18 protein-coding genes, 1 tRNA gene and 1 riboswitch are annotated in these 18,167 nt (G+C 38.3%); of the genes, 13 read left to right on the forward strand and 6 right to left on the reverse strand.

Features of this window, described 5'->3' with window-relative positions:
- The first annotated feature begins 17 nt into the window (after positions 1 to 17).
- Positions 18 to 956: a nucleoside hydrolase gene (locus OZX56_RS01955; RefSeq protein WP_277139995.1), complete on the forward strand. Its 939-nt coding sequence runs from the start codon at positions 18 to 20 to the stop codon at positions 954 to 956.
- A gap of 57 nt (positions 957 to 1,013) precedes the next feature.
- Here OZX56_RS01955 and OZX56_RS01960 read toward each other — a convergent pair whose 3' ends face one another.
- Both OZX56_RS01960 and OZX56_RS01965 read right to left on the reverse strand, forming a co-directional pair.
- A complete protein-coding gene (locus OZX56_RS01960) occupies positions 1,014 to 2,330 on the reverse strand; it encodes a C1 family peptidase (protein ID WP_277139996.1) in 1,317 nt (438 codons plus the stop codon).
- Positions 2,331 to 2,430: 100 nt separating this feature from the next.
- Positions 2,431 to 2,853, reverse strand: a complete 423-nt coding sequence (locus OZX56_RS01965) for an Hsp20/alpha crystallin family protein (RefSeq protein ID WP_277139997.1) — start codon at positions 2,851 to 2,853, stop codon at positions 2,431 to 2,433.
- Positions 2,854 to 3,031: 178 nt separating this feature from the next.
- On the opposite strand from OZX56_RS01965, the gene greA reads away from it, so the two are divergent.
- The 5 genes from greA (at position 3,032) to OZX56_RS01990 (ending at position 7,541) form a co-directional block, all read left to right on the forward strand.
- The gene (gene greA / locus OZX56_RS01970; RefSeq protein WP_277126915.1) at positions 3,032 to 3,493 is read left to right on the forward strand and encodes a transcription elongation factor GreA; all 462 of its coding nucleotides are present in this window, start codon (positions 3,032 to 3,034) and stop codon (positions 3,491 to 3,493) included.
- A gap of 151 nt (positions 3,494 to 3,644) precedes the next feature.
- Positions 3,645 to 4,994 (forward strand): MFS transporter, encoded by a 1,350-nt coding sequence (locus tag OZX56_RS01975; RefSeq protein WP_277126914.1) that lies wholly within the window; start codon positions 3,645 to 3,647, stop codon positions 4,992 to 4,994.
- Between the two features lie 132 nt (positions 4,995 to 5,126).
- Positions 5,127 to 6,440 (forward strand): nucleotidyltransferase, encoded by a 1,314-nt coding sequence (locus OZX56_RS01980; RefSeq protein WP_277126913.1) that lies wholly within the window; start codon positions 5,127 to 5,129, stop codon positions 6,438 to 6,440.
- On the forward strand, positions 6,433 to 6,813 hold the full coding sequence (locus OZX56_RS01985; RefSeq protein ID WP_277139998.1) for a hypothetical protein: 381 nt from the start codon (positions 6,433 to 6,435) through the stop codon (positions 6,811 to 6,813). Before OZX56_RS01980 ends, OZX56_RS01985 begins: the two co-directional genes overlap by 8 nt.
- 62 nt (positions 6,814 to 6,875) lie before the next feature.
- Entirely contained in the window at positions 6,876 to 7,541 is a 666-nt protein-coding gene (locus tag OZX56_RS01990) for a type II CAAX endopeptidase family protein (RefSeq protein ID WP_277139999.1), read from the forward strand.
- Between the two features lie 121 nt (positions 7,542 to 7,662).
- Here OZX56_RS01990 and OZX56_RS01995 read toward each other — a convergent pair.
- Together OZX56_RS01995 and OZX56_RS02000 are read right to left on the reverse strand one after the other, a co-directional pair.
- Positions 7,663 to 7,733: transfer RNA gene (locus OZX56_RS01995), tRNA-Gly, on the reverse strand.
- Positions 7,734 to 7,782: 49 nt separating this feature from the next.
- A complete protein-coding gene (locus tag OZX56_RS02000) occupies positions 7,783 to 8,385 on the reverse strand; it encodes an SOS response-associated peptidase family protein (RefSeq protein ID WP_277140000.1) in 603 nt (200 codons plus the stop codon).
- Between the two features lie 94 nt (positions 8,386 to 8,479).
- Here OZX56_RS02000 and trpS point away from each other — a divergent pair, with 94 nt between their 5' ends.
- From trpS to mgtA, 4 genes are all read left to right on the forward strand, one after another.
- Positions 8,480 to 9,499, forward strand: coding sequence for a tryptophan--tRNA ligase (gene trpS / locus OZX56_RS02005; RefSeq protein WP_277126909.1), 1,020 nt, complete (start codon positions 8,480 to 8,482; stop codon positions 9,497 to 9,499).
- Positions 9,500 to 9,505: 6 nt separating this feature from the next.
- Positions 9,506 to 9,985: a deaminase gene (locus OZX56_RS02010; RefSeq protein WP_277140338.1), complete on the forward strand. Its 480-nt coding sequence runs from the start codon at positions 9,506 to 9,508 to the stop codon at positions 9,983 to 9,985.
- Positions 9,972 to 10,574, forward strand: coding sequence for a TPM domain-containing protein (locus OZX56_RS02015; protein WP_277140001.1), 603 nt, complete (start codon positions 9,972 to 9,974; stop codon positions 10,572 to 10,574). Before OZX56_RS02010 ends, OZX56_RS02015 begins: the two co-directional genes overlap by 14 nt.
- A gap of 56 nt (positions 10,575 to 10,630) precedes the next feature.
- A riboswitch (M-box (ykoK) riboswitch) is annotated at positions 10,631 to 10,794 on the forward strand.
- 89 nt (positions 10,795 to 10,883) lie between these two features.
- Positions 10,884 to 13,574 carry a magnesium-translocating P-type ATPase gene (mgtA, locus tag OZX56_RS02020; RefSeq protein ID WP_277140002.1) on the forward strand — a complete coding sequence of 897 codons (2,691 nt, stop codon included), beginning with the start codon at positions 10,884 to 10,886 and terminating at the stop codon, positions 13,572 to 13,574.
- A gap of 33 nt (positions 13,575 to 13,607) precedes the next feature.
- Here the strand turns inward: mgtA and OZX56_RS02025 are convergent, their stop codons facing one another.
- Positions 13,608 to 14,156 (reverse strand): ECF transporter S component, encoded by a 549-nt coding sequence (locus OZX56_RS02025; protein ID WP_277126906.1) that lies wholly within the window; start codon positions 14,154 to 14,156, stop codon positions 13,608 to 13,610.
- Between the two features lie 144 nt (positions 14,157 to 14,300).
- Complete coding sequence (locus OZX56_RS02030; protein WP_277140003.1) at positions 14,301 to 15,608, reverse strand: amino acid permease; 1,308 nt, start codon at positions 15,606 to 15,608, stop codon at positions 14,301 to 14,303.
- Positions 15,609 to 15,777: 169 nt separating this feature from the next.
- Between OZX56_RS02030 and rbsK the strand changes: the two genes are divergently transcribed.
- From rbsK to OZX56_RS02045, 3 genes are read left to right on the forward strand one after another with little or no spacing between them, the layout of a single operon-like run.
- The gene (rbsK, locus tag OZX56_RS02035) at positions 15,778 to 16,692 is read left to right on the forward strand and encodes a ribokinase (RefSeq protein WP_277140004.1); all 915 of its coding nucleotides are present in this window, start codon (positions 15,778 to 15,780) and stop codon (positions 16,690 to 16,692) included.
- 14 nt (positions 16,693 to 16,706) lie between these two features.
- Positions 16,707 to 17,102: a D-ribose pyranase gene (rbsD, locus tag OZX56_RS02040; protein WP_277140005.1), complete on the forward strand. Its 396-nt coding sequence runs from the start codon at positions 16,707 to 16,709 to the stop codon at positions 17,100 to 17,102.
- A gap of 21 nt (positions 17,103 to 17,123) precedes the next feature.
- Positions 17,124 to 18,020, forward strand: coding sequence for a GRP family sugar transporter (locus OZX56_RS02045; protein WP_277126986.1), 897 nt, complete (start codon positions 17,124 to 17,126; stop codon positions 18,018 to 18,020).
- Positions 18,021 to 18,167 lie beyond the last annotated feature (147 nt).

Here is an 18,167-nt window from a genome sequence, read left to right on the forward strand (position 1 = left end):
AATTAAGGAAAAGATTAATGAAAGAAATTTATTTTAACCACGATGGTAATATTGATGATTTGGTATCGTATTTGTTATTGTTGCAAGCTCCAGATATTAAGCTACTAGGAGTTAGTGCAATTGACGCTGATGGTTATGTTGATCCAGCGGTTGAAGTTTGTCGCAAAATGACTGATCGCTTTAATCTGCGCAGTGACCAATTAGAGATTGCCAAATCAGACTCGCGGGCTGTCAACCAATTTCCTGAAGTTTGGCGATCTGCGGCGTATTCATTTAATTATTTACCAATTTTAAATGAATCAGGCAAGATGATGACTAAGCAGGCAGCTGAACCCGCTCATTTGGACATGATTAGTAAACTTAAGGCGGCTAAAGAACCAATAACTCTGGTAATGACAGGTCCACTGACTGATTTAGCACGTGCTTTAGAGGTGGATCCAACTATTGAAGCAAAGATTGCCAAGTTATATTGGATGGGTGGCTCACTTGATGGTCATGGCAATGTGTCAATGGTTAATGCTGACGGTAGCCAAGAATGGAATGCTTATTGGGATCCGATAGCTGTTGAACGTGTCTTTGCGTCAAGCATCCCGATGCAGGTAATTGGACTAGAAAGTAGTGAAGAGCTGCCGTTAACCGATGATTTACGGCTTCATTGGGCTAGTTTACGCAAATATCCAGCAATGGATTTGGTGGGACAGGGCTATAGTTTATTAGTAAATCCACCAATTCCTAGTGCGCAACTTTATTTCTGGGATGTATTGACGACAATTAGTGCATTGTATCCAGAAGTGGTTTCGGCAACTGCCGAGCATCATGTTAAAGTGATTACTTCAGGAATTGCCCAAGGTAAGCTGGTAGAGGATCCAGCTGGTAAAGGGATAACTTTGGTAACTAAGGCAAATAAAGAATTATTTTTCCACAAGTGGGATGAACTTTTAGAACAAACTAAATAATTACCAATAAAAAAATTCTGACCAGCAATTTAGCTGTCAGAATTTTTTTATTGATAATTATGCTAATGAGTCCCAAACAGGTAAGTCGTAGGTAGTGCCTTCAGCCAATGCAACTTGTTCAGCTGACAGGTATTTCTTGTGGACAACGACTTCATAAGTGTATTGCTTAAACCAATCATTGGACATTACGAAAAAGCCCTTGTCACCGTTTTTCTCACCCCAGGAATTTTCAACTTTCCATTGCCGAATATGGCCGTGGTCTTCATCAACACCAACTAAAGTCATCGCATGAGTTGAGGCAGCTGAACCAGTACGTAATTGATCTGCCTTAGACATCTTTAGGTCAACTCCAAAGAGGTTATTAAATTGATAAAGATTAGTGTCAAGATAGCCGGTTTTACGGTCACTCTGCTCACCGACATCGTTACTGAACCAAACAGCCTCGCCATCTTTTAGCTGCTTAACTGCGGCAGTTTCTAGATAATCCATTGGTACATTTAAAAACCTAATTCGGTATGAACCAGCAACATTATCTTCGAACGGCAGACCATATAATTTATTATATTCATGATCAGGCGCATTAGTTAGGACAACATAATCGTCAAAGTCAACGTCACCTAGATATTTATTTAAAAATTCTATTGGTGTTAAATCTTTATCTAAGTGATATTTTTTGTCATCATCACGATACTCCAAGTCAAGTTTCTTAGGTGGTTCACCAACTGCAATAGCAGTCATTTGGTAAACTTCACTCAAAAACTCTTCACGAGCTTGTTCTAAGTCTTCGGTTTTATTTGCCTGGGCTAATTTACGTAAAACCAAGGCGTCTTTACGTAATTTGTCGCCTAATGCTTTAGCAAAACCGGCAGTATTGTTAGTGTTGAAGTTTTCGGGCATGGCATATGTTGGCACTATTCCGTATTTAGCGACTAAAGCAGCGGCCATATGGAATTGACCACCATCTTCACCAGCGTCTGCTAAGTATGCTTTAACTTCGCGGCTGTCTAGTTCTTGGTCTGCTGTGTTGATGATGTTGTCATAAAAAATATTTGCTCGCTCGATTTTATCCCAGAAAAAGTTATAGCTTTGTGAAAAAGTAAAGTTCTTGACATGATATTTCTCGCCAAAATTATGCCGTAAAATATTTAAAGTAGCGAACTCCCAGCAACGACCGGATTGGCGCTGGTTAGTCACATTTTGGGTGTCTAATTCGGTGGAAAAAACCCGAGTTAGTTCTGATTGAACGCGATCATTATAGGCGGCATTCATAACGCCGTTTTTTTGTGTAGCACGTGCAACAACCTGATTTTGCGGATTTTCGTTAAAATTAGCGGAAAACTTTTCCACTTCTTGTTGAGTTAGTTTATGTCCCATGATAGTCTCCTTTGAATTTTAGAATTACCTTTTATTTTAAGGCAAAAAGAAACCGAGTTCAATTGGAGAACTCGGTTAAAGCTTATTTAGTTATAAAAATTTAGTCAATATTGATTGAGCTATCTTGCTCGCTAGCTGCTCGTTTAGGTAAAGTAACAGTTAGAACACCATCTTGATACTTAGCATGAATTTGACTAGCTTCAACATTAGGTAATCTAAAACTGCGTGAAATATGTCCCATGCTTCTTTCGCGATGGATTAAATTCTTCTGATTAGTGGTTTCTTGGTTGAAAGTTCTGGTTCCAGCTATGCTTAAAGTATCATTTTGGTAATTAAGTTTAAGCTCACTTTTATCCATTCCTGGTAAATCCACTTTGACCACATAGTTGTCTTTAGTTTCAGCAACGTCAGCCTGCATTAAATTGCGACCGTTATTGTTATCCCAGAATTTTCGTGGAAGATCGAACCAGTCGTTCATTGCATCGAAAATGTCACCACGATGATTCATCATATCATTACTCATAATAAAAAACTTCCTTTCAAAACTGTTTTGTAAGTAGAAACTTTCATTTCTGCTTTACACTGATTATTATAGAAGGGAAGTTAGAAAAAATAAAGTAATTAGCACTTAAATGCTTTGAGTGCTAAAAATTGCAAGCTGCCTTGTGGACAACTTGTGTGAATGGCAAAGGAGTAACTAGTTGGTTTATTATCAAAAGATGACACCAGAAGGCTATCATAAAATAGAAGCTGAAATTAAGCAGCTAAAAAAAGATCGTCCACGACGAATAAAAATTTTACAAGAGGCGCGAAGTTTAGGAGACCTGTCAGAAAATACTGAGTACACTGAAGCCAAGCGTGATTTGGGACATTTGCAAAGTCGATTACGGTATTTAGATAAGCAATTGCGTTATGCCGAAGTAATTGAGCCTAAACAAAATGGTCAAGTAGACCTAGGAAATTTAGTCACTCTAAAGTTTGAAGATGAATCAGAGTCTGAACAATATCAACTTGTTGGCCGGATGGAAGCAGATTTAGCTGAAAATAAAATTGCTTTTGATTCACCACTGGGGCAGGCTGTTATGAAACAATCGGCTCCGTCTACTGTTACCGTGGAGGCTCCGGCTGGTAGTTATGAGGTTACGATTTTGGCGGTTGAATGACCCCTTGTGAACAACCTACATAAATTTATGGTATCTGCAAGTGTAAGCAGATTTGCTGATGAATCTGTAAATCTGCTTAAGATAATTACTAAATGATATTTTTTATCTTCTTTGAAAGTGCTATCATAGGATGATAATGGAGGAAATAAAAATGTTCAAGTTCATGTTGATTCAACCAGATTCCAAAAAATTAGTTCCAAAAGATAAAGTCGCTAGCACGTATAAGTGGCGGCAGTTTGGTGTGTTGCTAGCTACCTGTATTGGGTACATTGGCTATTATATTATCCGACTCGTTTTTACTACTGAACAAAACGATATTATGAAGGCTTATCATTTTTCCACTGCCGATATCGGTTTGGTACTTTCATGTTTTGGCATTGGCTATGGGATTGCCAAGTTATTTATGGGAGCACTAGTTGATAAGTGCGACTCTAACCGTTATTTAATGGTTGGATTATTGTTATCAGCATTTTTGAATATCTTTTTGGGTTCAACGCATAATTTATATATAATGATGTTTTTAATGCTACTGATTGCGGTTACTCAAGGAATGGGAGCAGCGGCTTGTCAGCGCATGATCCAGTTATGGTGGGGACCAAGAACACGTGGTACCATGTATTCTATTTGGTCGTCTGCTCATAATGCTGGTTCGTTTATTTGTGTGGCAATTGTGCAGCTTGCTACTTTCTTATTTGCAGGCTCGCTGTCTGCTGTCTTCTATACGGCTTCTGCAGTTTCATTTGTAATTTGTATTCTAATCTTAGTTTTAGGAGCTGATCGTCCCGCTGTGGTTGGCTTGCCAGATATTTCAACTTATACAGGTGACAAGGTAGTATTAGATGATGGGCAAGTTTCTACCTCTGATAAAACTGACTTAAGTGTGACACAAATTTTTGTTAAATATATTTTGAAGAATAAGCTGGTCTGGGCAGTAACGTTAACTTCGATGTCACTTTACTTAGTACGCTATGGCATCCAAAGTTGGATTCCGTCATATCTAGTTCAGACTAAGGGATTTGATCCTAGTGAAGCTAAATGGGTGATTGGAATTTTTGAATTAGCTTCGGTACCTGGCGTAATTATTATTGGTGCGATTTCCGATTGGCTAAAAGGACGTAGGGCTCAGGTTTCAATTGCTTGTGTAGTTGGAGTGTTAATTTGTTTAACAGTTTATTTCTTCACTAATAACCATGCTTTAATTTTGACTGCATTAATTATTATGGGTAATCTAATCTATGCACCATTAACGCTAGTCGGGCTGATGGTAAACGAAGTCGTTCCGAAGTTTGCGGTTGGTGCTTCGACTGGATTTATGGGCTTTTTCCAATATATCTTCGGTGAAACACTAGCAACAGCTGTTATCGGTATTTTAGTTAATCAATTTGGCTGGATAGCAAGCAACACTGTATTATATGCAGCTTCGGGATTAGCGATTGTTTTCTTACTTTATACAGCTAAAAGTGAAAGTAAAATGCGCCAGTTGGCTGCCGATAAACAGTAATCAATTATTAAAACACAACTTTTGTTCAGGTTGTGTTTTTTTATTTTGCCCTTGCGTTTTCGAACGAACGTTTGTATAATTGAAGTGATTAGTTATCCGAACTAACGTTTGTCATCAAAAGAGGCGACTAAAATGTATGATTACCGTTATGAGCCACATCGTGTGATTTTTATGATTGATAATAAATCTTTTTTTGCTAGCTGTGAGGCGTTACGGCTAGGACTTAATCCAATGAAGGCTGTGATTGCTGTAGTTTCGCATCAGCCGGATACTAAGTTTGGTTCGGGATTAATTATGGCAGCCTCTCCACTAGCCAAACAGAAGTATGGCTTGACTAATGTAATGCGTGTACGTGACTTACCAGCTAAAAGTGTGGCTCCAGACCTCATGTTAGTTGAACCGCACATGAATTTATATATTAAGCGTAGCATGCAAGTACTAGATGTTTTTCAAAAATATGCAGCTCAAGAGGATATTCATGTCTATTCGATTGATGAGGGAATGATTGACATGACTAAATCTTGGCGCTTGTTTGGTGAAGATCCATATCTAGTTGCACGTCAGATTCAACAAGAAATTCGTGAGCAACTAGGTTTATATACGACATGTGGCATCGGTGAAAATCCACTATTAGCAAAATTAGCGATGGATCTTGAGGCTAAACATCGTAAGTCGATGATTGCCTCATGGCATTATATTGATGTACCAGATACGATTTGGCGAATTACTAATTTAACAGATGTATGGGGAATTGGTAAGGCAACAGCCAAGCGCTTGTCGCGATTGGGAATTAATACTATGTATCAACTCGCTCATGCGAATCCAGCTATTTTAAAGCAGGAATTTGGCGTAATCGGTGAGCAATTATTTGCACTTAGTTGGGGAGTTGATCGGAGTATTATCAGTCAAAAATATGTCTCTAAAACAAAGAGTTATGGTAATTCACAAGTTTTAACTAAGGATTATATAGTTCAGCGCGAAATTGAAATAGTGATTCGCGAAATTGGCGAACAAGTTGCTGCCAGAATTCGTGCACACCGCTTGCAAACTGCTTGTGTGAGTTTAATGGTAGGTTTTGCCCAGTATGAGCAAACTGGTAAGCACCAAGGTTTTAATGTGCAGCATAAAATAACTCCAACTAATGACAACGACTTGCTGGTACAAGAATTAATCGCACTTTTTCGTACCAATTGGCATCATGAAGCTGTGCGCAATTTAAGCGTGAATTATAGCCATTTAACTCCAGATACGAGTGAGCAATTGAGTTTGCTAGAGCCAACTGAACAGCAACTTAAAAAGCGCAAGTTTAATAGAACGGTTGATCAAATACGTCAAAAATATGGTTTTACCAGCTTAGTTAAGGCTTCTAGTCTACTAGACGGAGCAACGGCCATTAGACGCAGTGGTCTGGTCGGAGGACATAGTGGAGGCAATGCTTATGAGTGAGTTCGACCAAATAGTTTTAGCCTTCTTTAAAAATTATCATGATCGCGGGATGCAAAAGTGGCAAGGATATTTTTTAAGTGACCATACATTAAGTATTAATCAGCAAAAGCGGCGCAATGCCGTGCATAATTCGTTAAAACCAGCAATGAGCTTAGAGGATATTGGGTGCAAGCTATTAGAGGCATATAGTAATCATAAAGTAGTATGTGTGCAGCTTAAGGAGCTGAATGAGGACAAGCAGCCACCAGCGGACTTGGTCGGTTTTGTCACAGGTTATGATGAAGAGTCGATCATCATTGCAGAGCAAAAAGTGGCATTAACCAATATTAATAATATCGAAATTGATCAGAAAAAATCGTTTGATATTTCATAAAGTGACCTTTTTTTGCTATAATATGGGACTTGTAAGGTACATGATTAGATAGAGGTAATTTTGTGAATACACCAAGATCTAGAGAGGGCAATTTATTTAGGTATATTGTCTATTTCATCGGTTACTTAATGGTTGCTGGTGTAGTTAAATTAGTAACTTTGAATTCACCGCTGCATGTCTGGGATTTGATATTATTTGGAGTAATTTCATTAATGATTTTACTATTTTATATTTATCGTTTTAATCGCGAGCAGCGCTATTTTGACCATAATTTTGCCTCGGTTTCTTGGCTGGGAAACTTCGGCTTGATCGTTGGATTAACCTTAGTTGTCACGGCGCTAAGAATCAGCGTGGCTTATTTACAAGCTACGGGTAAATTGCAACTATACAATTTTCAAACCGCTTATTTAAAGCATGAGTCGGTAACGACATACTGGTTTTTGTTAGTGGCTATCGGAATTATTTTGCCGATCTTGCAAGAATTTTTGACCTCAGGCTTTCTTTTTAATTATGCTTTCAGGCGTAATACGATGGTTGTAGCAATTTGCGGTATCATTTTTTCAGGAGTGTTGTTTAGTATACTTAATTGGCAGTTTTCGTTTTCGCTACTGGTAGTTAATGCGATTTTTGGCTGTTTATTTGCGTGGTCGTATCTTTATACACAGACCATTTGGATGCCAATTTATTTGGCGGTAGTCAACGGTGTTATTCTATTAATTATGACGTAAAATTAGATTATATTAAAAGGGTTTGCCCAGTAATTTGGCTGTGCAAACCCTTTTTGAGTAGTTAAACAAAAAAAATAGTAAAGCTGAAATTATGATCAACTTTACTATTTAAGTACTAATAAGCGGATAGCGTGAATCGAACCCGCATCTTCAGCTTGGGAAGCTAATATTCTACCGTTAAACTATACCCGCATTACTAAAATAGTTTACCATGTTTTAATGTTAAAACCAAGACTAAATTTTAGTTTCTGTTAGGTAATTTGCTAGCTGCTAACGGAGTTGTGCTGCGATTTACTAGCGAAGAAAAGTTTTGAAATAACCATTGGCGTAATTCTTGAGGTGTGATTACTAGTGGCATGCGGTCATGAATCGGGGACATCACTGCATTAGGGCTAGTTGTAACCATGGCAAATTGATCAGCTTGATAAATTCCAGCAATCAATGTCAATGGTTCATCCGGATTACGAAAACTAAAACGTTCATGGTAGCGTCTTTGATTGGCAATGTAAGTTTGTTTGCCAGTCTCAAAAAATTGGTCAGCAATGATTAGGCAACGCTGTTTAGCAAATGAAGTATCCCACATTGAGGCTTTATTTTCAAAAAAGCGTTCAACTCTGGCATTAAAAAGCACTTTTTGTTGATTAATTGGACTTGGATAGCCCCAAGATTTGCTAATTAGTTGTAGCTGCTGATTTTGATAGATTAGCACTGGTGCTTGATCCTTAGGAAAGATTGCCCGGTTTTGCGGTAAAGTAGCAGCTGGTTCTACTAAGGGCAAATGTAAATCGGTTGCTAAATATTTTCTGATTGCGCTTAGGCTAGGTAATTGGAATTGGTTACACATTTTGTTCTCCTAGTTTAATCATCGCTTAATTTTTGGTAAAATCAAGTATAACATAGCATAAAACTATTTAACTTGTTAAAGAAGGCAAATAATAATGACAAAAAAAACTATTTTGACAGCTGATCGGCCAACTGGTAAGTTGCATATCGGTCACTATCTTGGATCTTTAAAAAATCGGGTAGCATTACAAAATTCTGGTGAATATCATCCATATATTATGATTGCAGATACCCAGGCTTTAACAGATAATGCGCGTAATCCAGAAAAGATTCGTAATAGCTTATTAGAAGTGGCTATGGACTATCTGGCTGTTGGGATTAATCCAGAAGTATCAACGATTTTTGTACAATCGCAAATTCCTGCTTTGTTTGAATTAACAGCCTACTACATGGACTTAGTAACGGTTAGTCGGCTAGAGCGTAATCCAACTGTTAAAACCGAAATTAAGCAAAAAGGCTTTAACGATTCTATTCCAGTTGGCTTTTTGAACTATCCAGTTTCACAAGCTGCGGATATTACTGCTTTTAAAGCCGATACAGTGCCAGTTGGTGATGATCAGGAGCCAATGTTAGAGCAGGCACGCGAAATTGTGCGTACTTTTAATCGGGTTTATGATTGTGACGTATTAGTTGAACCTAAAGGCTATTTCCCGCAAAAAGGACAAGGACGATTGCCAGGACTTGATGGTAACGCGAAGATGTCGAAGTCACTGAATAATGCGATTTATTTGTCTGATGATGCTAAAACGGTCGAAAAGAAAGTTATGTCAATGTATACGGATCCAGACCACGTTCATGTTGAAGATCCGGGTAAAGTTGCAGGTAATACAGTGTTTACTTATCTAGATGCTTTTGATCCTGATAAGGATCAGGTAGCAGAGCTCAAGGCAGATTATCAAAAAGGTGGCTTAGGGGATGTTAAGCTTAAGCGGTATTTATATCAGGTCTTGGAAAAAGAGCTTGCGCCAATTCGGCAGCGCCGCGCTAAGTATGAGCAAAATCCGTCCGAAGTCTATGATATGTTAATTGCTGGTTCCAAAAAGGCTAATGAAGTTGCTAATGAAACTTTGAACCAAGTACGCTCAGCAATTGGTCTAAATTATTTTGAGAGGTAATCAATGATGCGGGCGCGAATTCCTTGGAAGCAATATTTTATGATGCAGGCATTAGTCATTGCGCAACGTTCAACTTGTGATCGTGCGTTAGTTGGCAATGTACTAGTCAAAGACAACCGGATTATTGGTACTGGTTATAACGGTTCTGTAACGGGACAACCACATTGTGATGATGCTGGTCATCAGTTAGTAGATGGTCACTGCGTACGTACCATTCATTCAGAAATGAATTCGTTAATTCAGTGTGCCAAAAATGGTGTATCAACTGCTGATACGGAAATTTATGTAACGCATTTTCCTTGCTATAACTGTGCCAAGGCACTAGTTCAAGCAGGAATTACCCGGGTTAACTACTATTTTGACTATCATGATAATCCGTTAGCAATTGCACTGTTTGAAGATTGTGGGGTTCCCTATGAACAAATTAAAATCGATCGTAAGTACGTGGAGCAATTGGCCCGTAAATTGGAGGATGCTGAAAATTAAGCTGGCTTTAATTAGTGTCATTATGGGCTTTTTTGTTATGACCACTGCTTTTACTAACGCTAATATTCAAGATAACAGTCAGCTTTTAGATCGTAAAACCAGTAAATTAATTAGGGCGAAAAATGATCGGTATTTTCAAACTAGTGAGCAGCCACGGATCGTGGTGCGCACGCAAAAAGGAATCGAGCATTTAACTCCCAAGCACTTGAATAAATCGCATCGAACAGTTTTTATTGTAGTTGGCTCGCAAAAAAAGAAGCGCAACGTACAAATTTATTCGAGCAAAGATTTGCATAGTGCATTTAGCGCTGATGTGCGGGGCAATATTTTGCGTTCACAATCAGAAAAATTGCGTAGCAATAATCAAAAAGAGTTTAACGTAGGATTGCGTTTTGTCTTTAAGGCTTGTGCCACTACAATTGATCAGGAATATCAATATGCGTTAGATCAATATGATTTAACTAACGATGAACGAGCGCAAATTACGCATCCGCACCGAATGGCGTTACCGATTGCATTGGCGCTAGTGCTAGTGATTAGCGGCTTAGCATTATTTTTAAAAAAGCATTCTCATGTAGAAAACAAGTAAAAAAGTTTGACTTATGTGTAGCTTTTGCATTACACTCACATTGTCAATTAAATAAATAAATGAACTGTTAGGTGAGACTCCTACGTGAATATACGCTATCGCCCAGAAACATCCAGAGATGCCAACGGGTTAAATAGGTGTCGTCGACATAAGGCGACATCCAGATGGCTAGCAATTGCTTACGTCACGTAGTGTTAAAGCTGAACGACGAGTGATGAAGATACCTTGTTTAATTAAAGGGTCGCCTAACGCAGTTTTAGGCGGCTCTTTTTGGTTTATTTGAAAAATTCTAAATGAGGAGTGATGACAATGTTAAGAAAAACTGGTGATTCAGGCAATGGTAAGGACTTAAAATTAGTTCAGACTATCGCAAAAGAATCCCGCTCTGAGACTTTAGCTAGACTGCATGCCAGCAGTGATGGCTTATCTAGTAAGCAGGTGACTAAAAATCGTGAAGAATATGGTTCTAATGAAATTACCACTAAACAGGGGAATTCAAAGTTACGTTTCTTAGTTGAAGCTTTTGTGACACCATTCACGCTAATCTTATTGATACTGGCAATTGTGTCGTTATGCAGCGATTATCTGTTTGCTCCCAAAGGAGATCGCGATCTAAGTACCGTAATCATTATGTTAACAATGGTACTTATTTCTGGAATTACTAGCTATGTTCAAAATGTTAAGTCTTCTAATGCGGTAAATAGTTTACTCAAATTAGTTTCAGTTACGACCGCTGCTGTGCGTGATAGTAATGAGCAGGAGATTGCCACCAGTCAAGTGGTAGTTGGTGATGTTATCCGTCTTGGAGCAGGAGATATGGTTCCGGCAGATATGCGCTTACTATCTAGTAAAGACTTGTTTTGTTCATCGAGTTCATTAAATGGTGAATCTAATCCAGTTGAAAAGATTGCTAGTAAAAAGCCGCATATTGGTCAAGATAACGACTATTTAAACTATCCTAATATTTTGTACGAGGGGACCACTATTGTTTCTGGGTCTGGGTTAGGCGTAGTTTTTGCAACAGGGACGGACACCATGTTTGGTAAATTGGCTCATGATATTTCCCAAAATGATGTTAAGAATACCAATTTTGATGCTGGTATTAAGAGTATTTCTAAGTTACTACTTACGATGACCTTGGTCATTGCTCCGCTGGTTTTTTTAATTAATGGTTTAACCAAAGGAGATTGGCTAAATGCGTTAGTCTTTGCGATTGCTACTGCAGTGGGTCTAACTCCAGAAATGTTGCCAGTGATTGTGACTACAAATTTAGTTAAAGGGTCAATTGAGATGTCTAAGCATGGCACAATTGTCAAGAAGATGAATGCAATTCAAAATTTTGGCTCGGCAGATGTGATGTGTACTGATAAGACTGGTACTTTAACACAAGATAAGGTAGTCTTAGAACGCCACTATGATTTGAATTTGCATGAAAGTAAAAAAATCTTGGAATTAAGTTACCTTAATTCTTATTATCAAACTGGGATGAAAAACCTGATCGATAAGGCAATCATTGAAGCAGCCGGAGACGAGCTCGACATCAACGAAATTCAGCGTGATTATTATAAAATCGATGAAATTCCGTTTGACTTTTCAAGAAGAAGAATGAGTGTGGTAATGGCTAATTCTGACCATAAACATGGTGAGCATTTGCTGGTGACTAAAGGCGCCGCAGAGGAAATGCTAGGTGTGTCAACCAAGGTGGAAGTAGATGGCCAGATTTTACCGTTAACGGCTGCCCGAAGAGACAAGATTATGGCTCAAGTTAACGAGATGAATGATGATGGTTTGCGGATTATCATGTTGGGTTATAAAAATAATCCTGCACCTGTTGGTGAATTTTCGGTTACTGACGAGAATGATTTGATTTTGTGTGGCTTCTTAGCCTTTCTTGACCCACCTAAGGAAAGTGCTAAGGCAGCACTTGCAAGGTTAAAAGCTGACGGTATTACCGTCAAAATCCTAACTGGAGATAATGAAGCTGTCACTAGAACGGTTGGCTTGCAAGTGGGATTGAACGTAGATACCGTTTATTCTGGCAGTGATTTAGTAGATAAAAGCCATGAAGAGCTAGCCAAGATGGTGGAAGAATGCAATATCTTCGTCAAATTATCACCTGAAGATAAGACTCGGATTATTAATTTATTGAAAGAAAATGGGCATACCGTTGGGTACATGGGTGATGGTATCAATGATGCACCAGCCATGAAAGCAGCTGATGTATCTGTTTCGGTTGATACTGCAGTGGATATTGCTAAGGAATCTGCCGATATCATTTTATTACACAAAGATTTGAATGTGCTTGAAGAAGGCGTAAGAATTGGACGCAAAGTCTTTGGCAATACCCTGAAGTATATTAAAATTACTCTGTCATCTAACTTCGGTAATATCCTATCAGTGCTGCTAGCTTCATCATTCTTACCATTCTTACCGATGTTACCCTTACAGCTATTAATTTTAGACTTACTATATGGGACTAGTTGTTTGTCATTGCCATTTGACTCAATGTCTAGTGATTACTTAAGTCAGCCGCGAACTTGGTCAACTAAAAAACTACCGAAATTTATGTTTTACTTTGGCCCAACCTCTTCTGTTTTTGATATTATCACTTTCGGAATGTTGTATTTTGTAATCTGTCCTGAATTAGTGGGAGGCAACTTTAGCACGCTTGCACCAGCTCAAAAAACAGCGTTTATTGCCTTATTCCACACTGGCTGGTTTATTGTATCTTTGTGGACACAAGAAATGGTGATTCACGCCTTGCGTGACCACCGGTTACCGTTTATTAAGCAGCATGCAACGCCAACGGTTACGCTAGCTACTTTTGGTGCGGGAGTTATTGGTACGATTATTCCATTTTCATTCTTGGCAGAGCCGTTACAATTTGGCCAGCTACCTTTAAGTTTCTTATGGTTCGTATTAGTGATACTAATCTTTTATATTCTGTTGACAACTTGGGTAAAGCATTTCTATCTTAAGAAAGAACAATTTTTAATTTAGCTTATTTGATTAAGAAATGTATGGCTAGTTAATCTATCTTTTGATAGAATGATAGATTTTACGGACAAAGAAGTAGATGATTGGTACCATAATAGCTGTGGAAATTGAGTTGATGACTGTTGCAGTTTGACTAAAGAATGAGGAAATAATCGCTACTTTGAAGCTAGTACCAACCATTAGTGCTTCAACAATAGAAGCAAGATAACTGGTAATTAGTTTGGTAATTCCTGCAACTACCGCAATAATCGTAATATTTTTCTTAGTATCGTGATATTTAGCTAAGCGAAATAAGCCATCAACAACTAGGCCAAGAATAATTACTTGAATCATGGTTAGCCATGAAGTGGCAGCATAACCATTTAAGATATCAAAGCCTCCAAGCCCAATTAGACCAGCAATAATACCATTGCGACTACCTAAAAAAAGGATTGCAACTACAGTTAACGTATTGCCGAAGTGAATAAATGGCCGTCCAACAATTGCCGGGATCGGAAATCGTAAGATCCAAATGCCAATATAAATGATGGCCGCAAACATTCCAGTCATAGTTAAAGCTGTTAAAGAATTTTTTTGGTTACGCATAATGTCCTCCTAAAGCAATTAATTATTTTTAGAACTAATTATAGTACTTTTTATAAAATACTTAATCTTTTTTTAGTTAAAAATTCATTTTATCGAAAAATAACCTTCAATCATGTCATTAAGATAGATTGGAGGTTATTTCATTTAGGCTCTATTATGTTTATTAGTCCAGTTATACACTGGCCAACCGGTCAAAGTTAATAAAATGCCAGTCAATGCCAATTTAGGCTGTGTCAGTGTGGTGTTAATAATGATAAATATCGCACCAATAATTGCTAGAATGGGTGGCAAGGGATATAAGGGGATTTTGTATGGACGCAGTAAATCAGGTTCGCGTTTGCGCAAGATAAAGACGCCAATAAATAATAATAAGGAAAAAATCCAGGAAACATAAACTAACATGTCAGTCAAACTATCAAAGGTTCCTGAAAAAATCATGATAACTGCAATTGCACATTCGAAAAGCATGCTATTAGTTGGTACTAAGGTTTTGGGATTCAATTTGGCAAAAAAGGCTGCTTGAGGCAGCTTTTTTTGTTTACCTAGGGTATAAGGCATTCTTGAACCAGCCATCAAATGACCATTGATTGCACCAAAAATTGAAACTAGAATTCCTAAACTAATCATAAGGCCGCCAAAACTACCAAAGAGTTTTTGAGCAGCTAATAGTGCAGTTCCCTGATTGCCAACGATTTTGGACCAAGGAATAGTTTTAATGAAGCCCCAATTAAGTAAGGTATAAATCACGCTGACACCTAGTAGTCCCCAGGTAATTGCTCTGGACAATGTCTTGGCTGGATTCTTAATTTCATTGGCTAAGTTACCGATACTGAGCCAGCCATCATAGGCAAACAATACGGCAAGTAGAGCCTGACCAAAGGAAAAGGCACTGGTAGCTGAGGTGATCTGAGGACCTGGTGCACCAGCTAATTGATTGGTTTGGTTTGACCAGATTGCGAAGATACCGATTGCTAAAATAGGTAATAATTTGATAATTAAAGTTAATTTTTGCACCCCACTACTTAATTTGGAGCCAAGCCAATTAATTAATAAGATGATGAGCATAACTAGTAAGGCAATGCTTGTGGTCGATAAAGCTTGTAGATGTGGTAACTGTTTTAATTGAGTTGCAAAGACAATCGAAAGCGCTGCAATATTAGCTGGATAATAAATAATAATTAGTGACCAGCCAAACAGAAAAGCAATTTTGGGTCCATAAATGACAGTTAAATATCTTACGGCGCCACCATCTTCTGGGAAGCTAGCGGCTAGTTCCGCTACACTTAAGCCGGCCATGAGTGCAATTAAACCAGCTAGTGGCCAGACCAGAATACTTAACCAGGCATTATGGGTTAAACTAGAAACACTGGCAATTTTAAAAAATGCTCCCCCACCAATCATGGTACCCATGACGGTAGCTAAGGCGGCAAAAAGATTTAATTGTCTTTTCATGATTTGTGACCTCTCTTAATTAAATAATCTTTGTCATTATATGCTAAAAGCAGCTAAAGATAAAATTGTTCTTGATAGATTGGTGTTAATCGATATTTTTTGAAAGCGAATCCAAGTATGCTATCATTTTTAATGAAAACAAAAATAACACGATCTAAAGGAGATACAGATGAACAAAGTTGCAGTGATTGGCAGTATTAATCTGGATACTAATTTACGGGTTAAGGTAATGGCCAAGCCGGGGGAGACAATCCATGCTAAAGAGCATTACAGCGCAGCCGGTGGTAAAGGAGCAAACCAAGCAGTAGCTGCGGCACGTTCAGGCTGTAAAACTAGCTTTATTGGTGCAGTAGGAAATGATGCACCCGGAGAGCAAATGCTGGATTTGTTAAAACAAGATGGAATTGATACATCAGGCATTCAGGTTGTTAAGGAGGAATCAACTGGTCAAGCTTTTATCAGCGTTGATGATGCAGGACAGAATTCAATTATTATTTATGCAGGTGCCAATGCTGCTTTTGGCAGCGCAGAAGTAACTCAAAATCGTGCTTTGATTACTAACAGTGATTTTGTACTAGCCCAATTTGAAACGCCAGTTGAGGCAACTATTAAAGGGTTTGAATTAGCACGTCAAGCTGGTGCTAAAACGATTTTAAATCCTGCTCCGGCAATGACGCAGATTCCAGTAGAACTGCTTGAGTTGACGGATATGATTACGCCTAATGAAACAGAGGTTGAAACCATTACTGGAGTGCATGTAACAACTGAAGCTGATGCTCGCAAAGCAGCTGCTAAGTTGCATGCTTTAGGAATTGCTGCGGTGGTAATTACTATTGGCTCAAAAGGTGCTTTTTATGATATTAATGGTCAAAGCGCACTAGTTCCAGCTTTTAAAGTTAAGGCGGTTGATACCACTGCTGCAGGTGATACTTTTATTGGCGCTATGGTTAGTGTACTTAAACCCGATTTTAGTAATTTGGCAGCTGCAATTAAGTTTGCTAACAAGGCTTCGTCACTGACGGTTAGCCGCTATGGTGCACAACCGGCGATTCCTTATCAAGCTGAGATTGAACAAGTTAAATAATAGAAAGGTAACAAATGAAAAAAACTGCAGTTATTAATTCAAATTTATCACGGGTAATTGCTACAATGGGACATTTTGATAAATTAGCTATTGGTGATGCTGGAACGCCTGTCCCTCAGGAAACCGAGAAAATCGACTTGGCAGTTACTAAGGGCATACCTAGTTTTATGGACGTATTAAATAATGTCCTAGAAGAACTAGAAATTCAGCGCGTTTTTCTAGCAACCGAAATCAAATCGGAAAATCCACAAATGTTAGCTAGTATTAAAGAACTCCTGCCTGATACGCCAATTGAGTTTATTACCCACGAAGAGTTAAAAGCCAGCCTGAGTGATTGTAAGGCATTTGTTAGAACTGGTGAAATGCCCCCATATGCTAATATTTTGCTTGAAAGCAACGTGATTTTTTAAAAAGGGGAGCAAACATTGCAAATAGCTACATTAAATACGACTGCATTACTAGTTGGGCTAGGACCATTGATTGGTTGGGGATTGTTTCCGACTATTGCGTCTAAAATTGGTGGTAAGCCAGCTAATCAAATTTTAGGAACTACCTTGGGTACCTTTATTTTTGGATTAGCGTTTGCCTTGATTGGTGGTTACTCACTACCAACTGGAAGCTCATTATTTCTGTCAATTATTTCTGGAATTGGCTGGGCTAGTGCCCAAATTGTCACTTTCATGTCCTTTAACTTGGTTGGTTCTTCGAGGGTCATGCCAATTACCACTGCCTTTCAATTACTTGGGGCCTCTTTGTGGGGTGTAATTGCCCTAGGAAATTGGCCCGGAGTCAAAGCTAAAATTATCGGTGGGTTAGCATTAGTAGCAATTATTATTGGTGCTTATATGACAGTTTGGAGCGAAAATAAAACAGCACAAAAAACGAATTTGCTTAAAAAAGCAGTTATCTGGCTATTATTTGGTGAAATTGGTTATTGGTTATATTCAGCTGCGCCGCAGGCAGCCCGCGTTGATGGGCAACATGCATTTTTACCGCAAGCAATTGGGATGCTTTTAACTGGGATTGGCTATGGTATTTATGTTTCTCTTAAAAATCCGAAGCAAAATCCATTTAAAGAGTTAGTTTCATATCAACAAATTTTTGCTGGGTTCTTTTTTGCTTTTGCTGCTTTGACTTATCTAATTTCGGCACAACCCAATATGAATGGCTTAGCGACTGGCTTCGTTTTGTCACAGACTTCAGTTATCTTGGCAACCTTAACAGGTATTTGGTTCTTAGGACAAAAAAAGACTAAAAAAGAGCTGATAATTACCATTATTGGTTTAGTAATCATCTTAATTGCTGCGGCAGTGACAGAATTTATTTAGTAAGACTTTAAATTAGTAATAAACTTAGAAACTTCTTGTAGAGTTTCTATTTTTTTATCATAAAAAAGTGAGATTACTGGCTCATACTTTGGATAAAAAGATTGACAAAAAGTAAGTAAAAGCATAGCATATAAGACACTTACAGAT

Origin of the sequence: Lactobacillus sp. ESL0684, from assembly GCF_029392675.1 — a bacterium.
Classification (GTDB): Bacteria; Bacillota; Bacilli; order Lactobacillales; family Lactobacillaceae; genus Lactobacillus.